We start from the raw sequence: 4,896 nt of genomic DNA, 5'->3' as shown, positions 1-4,896 counted from the left end.
CGCTCACCGGCCGACAACGGCAATGGCACTGCTGGTGCACTCATCCCACCAGAATACCGAACAACTACCTATTTATTTACGAGACACACCACTAGCTGCCACCCTGGGTCGAATGGTCGGATACCGGCATGAGGCCGAAGTTCGCTGGAGGCAACCGATGAGTTCTTCTGACCTACCGCAAACGAGAACCCGTGCCTTCGCCCGGGTGCTCGGCCCGTTCGTCGTCATCGTGTGCGCCGCAGCGGCAGCACACACTTCTGAGATGTCATCGCTCACCTCGGATTTCGCCGAAAATCCGATGTGGGCGTGGGCGACGGGCCCGTTCGTGCTGCTGGGCGGTCTGGTCATGATCGCGCTCCACCCGTATTGGCGCGGCCTGGCCGCGGTCGTGGTGTCGACGCTGTGCTGGCTGGTGGTCGTGCGTGGCGTCCTGATGCTGGCCTTTCCGTCGACTTTCGTCGCCATGGCCCGCTCGGTCATCGATCAAGGTGATCTGTGGCGAGCGCTGTGCATCCTTTTCGGTGCGTTCGGCGCGTATCTGACCTACGTCGGCTGGAAGCCGATAGCGGACCGGGCCGCGACGCCGGTGGTGGCGGCCGATCCGGACCTGCCGCGGGCCGCCTGAACGTCGGCCGGCGCCGTGAAGGCTGCGATGAACGAACCAGCCAGAGTCGCCGTCCGCGATCGGGTGGTGCTCGATTCCGAATCGCAGCATGTACGTCAGATCGGCCGGTCGGCCCTGCTCGGCGCCTCCGGGGTGAGCGTCCTGCTGGTGGCGCGCTACCACTACGCGTCCGGGTTGACTACCGTCGGCGGACTGACGTGGTCACTGTCGTTGTCGTTGGCGGTGATCCTGGCCGCTCGCGGGATCTTGCTGGGTCGGTCGATCACGGTCAGCCACGGCACGGCGTCAGTGCTGGTGGCGGCGACTGGCCTGGTCATGCACGTGACGTCGTTCCAGCTGCTCAGTGATGGCCTGGTCGCGGGCGCGGGCCTGGTGCTGACCTGGCCGGTGTCGTCACGGCGGGATCCCGGCTCACTGCCACGGGTCTGGACACTGGTCGAGGCCACACACGGCGACCCGCTTGCCCCGTTCGCGATGCAGGCCATGAAGAGCTACTACTTCAATGCCGACGAAACGGCGGCGATCGCCTATGCCGTGCGCCTCGGTCTCGCGGTGGTCAGCGGCGATCCCATCGGGCAGGCCGCCCAATTCCCGCAACTCGCCGGCGACTTCGCCGCGATGTGCCGCCGGCATGGCTGGCGGGTCGTGGTGTTGGGCTGTGGTGAGCAGTGGGTGGCGCTGTGGCGAGATCGTGCCGTGGTGGGTCGACCGCTGCGGGCGATCCCGATCGGGCGCGACGTCGTCGTCGATGTGCGCAGCTTCGACATGACGGGCCGCAAATACCGCAATCTCCGCCAGGCGGTGCAACGCACCCACAACGCCGGCATCGCCACCGAAGTGGTCGACGAGCAGCACCTCGACGACGCGCTCGCCGACGAGCTGGCCGAGGTGCTGTACGCGTCGCACCGCGGAGCCCGTATGCAACGGGGCTTTTCGATGATTCTCGACAGCGCGCTCGAGGGCCGCTACCCCGGCGTCCAGTTGATCGTCGCTCGCGACCGTTCCGGGCGGGTGCAGGGCTTTCAGCGATATGCGACCGCCGGCGGGGGCACCGATGTGACCCTTGACGTGGCCTGGCGGCGACCGGGCGCGCCCAACGGTATCGACGAGCGAATGAGCGTCGACATGATCGGGCACTGCAAATCTTCAGATGGCGAACGGCTTTCGCTGGCCTTCGGTGCGTTTCCGGAAATCTTTGACAGCAAGAACCGCAGCTTCATCGACGGCGTCTATTACGCCCTGATTCACCTCGGTCACTCGCTGATCAAGCTGGAGTCGCTCTACCGCTACCTTCGCAAGTTCAACGCATTCGACCAACGGCGCTATGTCCTACTCTCGTGGCGCCAGATACCCGTTGCCTTGGTGGTCCTGCTATCGCTGGAGTTCCTGCCCCGCCCCCGGCGATATCCGGGCCGACACGGCCGACAACGATGTCAGCGCCACCGCGATCCCCTCACAGATGCACATGAGTGACCGGTTTGTGGGTGGCGGCTTCGATATCACTGAGTGTCAGCTTGAAGAGTTGGTGGGCAAGATCAGACAATGCCCGCGCGAGCGTCTTCTTGGCGTGCTCGTGATCGGTCATCGTCATACCTCTGCTGCTATTAGGCGAAATCCGCGGTCGCGCGGGCATTGTACTGGTGTTGCACCCGAGCTTTGATGCGCAGCAACACTTTCCGGATCAACAGGGCGATAGCCGGCCGCGCTAGTTCGACGGCGACCACCTCACCGGGATGCCGCAGACCGACCCGAGCCCGGGCGAGCAATCGCGTGTGGGTCGCCCAGTGCGGCTGCAGCTGGAATGACCACACGACGTTAGGCAGGTTCGGCGAGATGGCCCGCAGCACGATGTCATGCTCGGGCCTGATCGCCTCGACCCGAAGCGCCAGCCCGTCGCGCAACCACATCCACCCATTGGGCTTGAGGCGCAGGATATCTCCCACCGCCCATGGTTTCCAGTCCGGATCGCCGCGTTCGGACTCCTGCAGCTGAAGGCCGGCCACATTCTCGAGGACGCGTCGGCTGTCGCGGCCGCCCCGCCCCTGCCCCATGCGCAGCAGCAACGGCCACACGACCGTCGGCGGCGAATCGATCCATATCGCTTCGGTCACCTGGATGACCGGCTCGCCGAGCATCTCGTCGCCCGGCAACCGCGTTTTGCATTCTCCTTTGGTGGTACCCCAATTGCGGTAATACCGGCGTGCGGCATAAAGACCCGCCGCCAGCGCGGCGATCTTGGCCATCCGGCTCGACGCGGACTTCATCACGCCAGTGTGCTTAGCGGATCACTCTGCCGCGAGGGGCTTTGGTCCTCGGTGCCGGCCGGAAAAGGGAACAACGGCCTTCGCGCGAGGACCATCTCCCCCTGGCCGGATGCCAGGCACGCAATAGCGTTATTTTCAGCGGATTTTCACGACATGGAGATAACGGGAGTGCTAATGCTGGAATCCTTTCCGCCCAAGTCGGTCGTCGTCGGTGTCGACGGATCGCAAGCCGCTCTCCGGGCCGCGCGCTGGGCGGTGGACGAAGTGGCCGACACCGATTTCCCGTTGCGGCTGCTTTACATCAGAGACGTGAATCCTTGCGCCAGCCGAGCCGAATGCCGGGTGGCTTTCGAAGCCGGGGAGCAGGCGGTGTACGCCGCATACGACGCTGTCCATGCGCTGGGCAAAACGGTGAAGATCGAGATGGAGATCATCGAAGGGCATCCGGTGCCGATGCTGATCCAGGTCTCGAAGTCGACCCCGCTGATCTGTGTCGGCGACACCGGAGCCGGGCAGTCAACTCTCGCCGGATTCGGCTCGACCGCAACTGAGTTGATCCGATCTGCGCATTGCTCGGTTGCCGTCGTCCGCGGCAGCCCCGCCCTCGGAGCTGACCGAGGGCGATCGGTTGTGGCCTATGTCGTCGGGTCGCTTGACGACGAGTTCGCCGTCGAGCGTGGTTTCCAGGAAGCCCGACGTCGAACGGCCCCGCTGGTGTTGATGATGGCGTGGCAGTCCGGGCTGGACGACCTGCAAGACGACGCTGCAATCAGCGAACAGGAGCGCCGGAAGCACGCCGTGCTGGAGCGCTACGCGGCGGTCTGGAGTCCGCGCTACCCTGGCGTGACAGTGCGCACCGTGGTCGAGTACGGACCGTTCCTCAACTACCTCACCGACCATGCGGACTCGATCCAGTTACTCGTCATCGGAGCCACCCAGGCCCACGAGTTGCGCCAACTTGTCAGCCCGGCCGCCGATCCGGCCCTGCGCCACAGCGATTTCGCACTGGTCGTCGCGCACTGAGCTCAGTCGTACAGCTTTGGGGGGCGAAACGCCTCCTTGTCCGGCGTCGCCGCGACCCGATTCGCGAACAGCGCAGCGACATTCTTTGCGTCGCCGACGTTTTGGGCAGTCGTGGAAGTCATGGCGGACACATCCGGCTAACCGGCGGGTGAGATCAGCCCGTAGTGGCCGTCGTAGCGCTGGTATAGCACACCGGCTCGGCCTTCGGCCACATCGACGAAGAACAGGAAAGGCACTTTCAGCAGCGAAAGGCGTTCGACGGCGCGCGCGATCGTGCTTCGGGGAGGCGGCTGTGAGCTGACGGTGACGGGCAGCTCGTGTGGCGCGAGTTGCTCGGGCAACGGCATGACCTGAGCCAACCGGTATCCGTTCGACTCGGTCCGGTACAGCACGCTGGCTTGGCCGGTACCCGCCTCGGTGAACAGGTGGAAGTCGTAGTCGAGCAGTTCCATCTCCTGGGCGGCCTCGTCAAGCGTGTGTTTGCCCAGCGTGAACGACTTCCGCCGAATGATCCGACGTTCCTCCGGCGGTCGGTGGAAATAACCGGGCCGACCTATGGTCTCGGATCCGTGATGCGGCTCTACCTGCAATCCGTTGCCGTGCCTGCGTTCTGATCGATTCTTCAGCTTTTCGAGCCGACGCCACAGCCGCGCCTCGAGCAGATCGACCGCCTCGCGCGCGTTTTCGCCCTGCACTTGGGCGCGGACGTAGCGCCCGTTGACGTCGAGGTTGGCCTGCGCAATCACCGGGCGCGCCACCGCCGGGTCGGCATGTTTGCTCAACCTGACTCGGGCGTGCAACACCGGCTGGTGGGCGAGCCGGCCGAGCGGGCCGATCTTCTCCCGCACGTAGTCCTCGATGCCGGGCCACTGCCCGTGCGTCGTCAGGTCGATCTCGAATGCATTCGGAAACGCCGTTCTGTCTGGCATAGTTCGTTGTTACGCCGCTCCCGGCGAGTGCCGCTAGGGCCCAAGGTCATCGCGG

At 65.0% G+C, this 4,896-nt stretch carries 6 protein-coding genes; 3 read left to right on the top strand and 3 right to left on the bottom strand.

What is annotated here, in order from left to right; all coding sequences use genetic code 11:
* Window positions 1-157: 157 nt before the first annotated feature.
* The gene (locus AC2VOU_RS15230) at window positions 158-625 is read left to right on the top strand and encodes a hypothetical protein (protein ID WP_486939466.1); all 468 of its coding nucleotides are present in this window, start codon (window positions 158-160) and stop codon (window positions 623-625) included.
* Window positions 626-652: 27 nt separating this feature from the next.
* On the top strand, window positions 653-2,098 hold the full coding sequence (locus AC2VOU_RS15225; protein WP_486958130.1) for a bifunctional lysylphosphatidylglycerol flippase/synthetase MprF: 1,446 nt from the start codon (window positions 653-655) through the stop codon (window positions 2,096-2,098).
* On the opposite strand, the gene AC2VOU_RS15220 is transcribed toward AC2VOU_RS15225, so the two are convergent.
* Together AC2VOU_RS15220 and AC2VOU_RS15215 are read right to left on the bottom strand one after the other, a co-directional pair.
* Entirely contained in the window at window positions 2,079-2,210 is a 132-nt protein-coding gene (locus AC2VOU_RS15220; RefSeq protein ID WP_486939927.1) for a dsRBD fold-containing protein, read from the bottom strand. The two genes, AC2VOU_RS15225 and AC2VOU_RS15220, sit on opposite strands and share 20 nt — an antisense overlap.
* Before the next feature lie 19 nt (window positions 2,211-2,229).
* Window positions 2,230-2,889 (bottom strand): SRPBCC family protein, encoded by a 660-nt coding sequence (locus AC2VOU_RS15215; RefSeq protein WP_486958129.1) that lies wholly within the window; start codon window positions 2,887-2,889, stop codon window positions 2,230-2,232.
* Window positions 2,890-3,063: 174 nt separating this feature from the next.
* On the opposite strand from AC2VOU_RS15215, the gene AC2VOU_RS15210 reads away from it, so the two are divergent.
* Window positions 3,064-3,912 carry a universal stress protein gene (locus AC2VOU_RS15210; RefSeq protein WP_486958128.1) on the top strand — a complete coding sequence of 283 codons (849 nt, stop codon included), beginning with the start codon at window positions 3,064-3,066 and terminating at the stop codon, window positions 3,910-3,912.
* A 137-nt stretch (window positions 3,913-4,049) separates the two neighbouring features.
* Here AC2VOU_RS15210 and AC2VOU_RS15205 read toward each other — a convergent pair whose 3' ends face one another.
* Window positions 4,050-4,841: a ribosome hibernation promotion factor gene (locus tag AC2VOU_RS15205; protein WP_486939924.1), complete on the bottom strand. Its 792-nt coding sequence runs from the start codon at window positions 4,839-4,841 to the stop codon at window positions 4,050-4,052.
* Window positions 4,842-4,896: the final 55 nt, after the last annotated feature.

Source organism: Mycobacterium sp. TH-M25, assembly GCF_057473665.1.
The sequence above is the reverse complement of the archived record's forward strand: the minus strand, read 5'-3'. Positions and strand labels throughout refer to the sequence as shown.

What these genes read in the sequence shown, in the direction of transcription:
- AC2VOU_RS15230 (WP_486939466.1), top strand. Translation starts at nt 158, where the DNA reads ATGAGTTCTTCTGACCTACCGCAAACGAGAACCCGTGCCTTCGCCCGG.
- AC2VOU_RS15205 (WP_486939924.1), bottom strand. Translation starts at nt 4,841, where the DNA reads ATGCCAGACAGAACGGCGTTTCCGAATGCATTCGAGATCGACCTGACG.
- AC2VOU_RS15215 (WP_486958129.1), bottom strand. Translation starts at nt 2,889, where the DNA reads ATGAAGTCCGCGTCGAGCCGGATGGCCAAGATCGCCGCGCTGGCGGCG.
- AC2VOU_RS15220 (WP_486939927.1), bottom strand. Translation starts at nt 2,210, where the DNA reads ATGACCGATCACGAGCACGCCAAGAAGACGCTCGCGCGGGCATTGTCT.
- AC2VOU_RS15210 (WP_486958128.1), top strand. Translation starts at nt 3,064, where the DNA reads ATGCTGGAATCCTTTCCGCCCAAGTCGGTCGTCGTCGGTGTCGACGGA.
- AC2VOU_RS15225 (WP_486958130.1), top strand. Translation starts at nt 653, where the DNA reads ATGAACGAACCAGCCAGAGTCGCCGTCCGCGATCGGGTGGTGCTCGAT.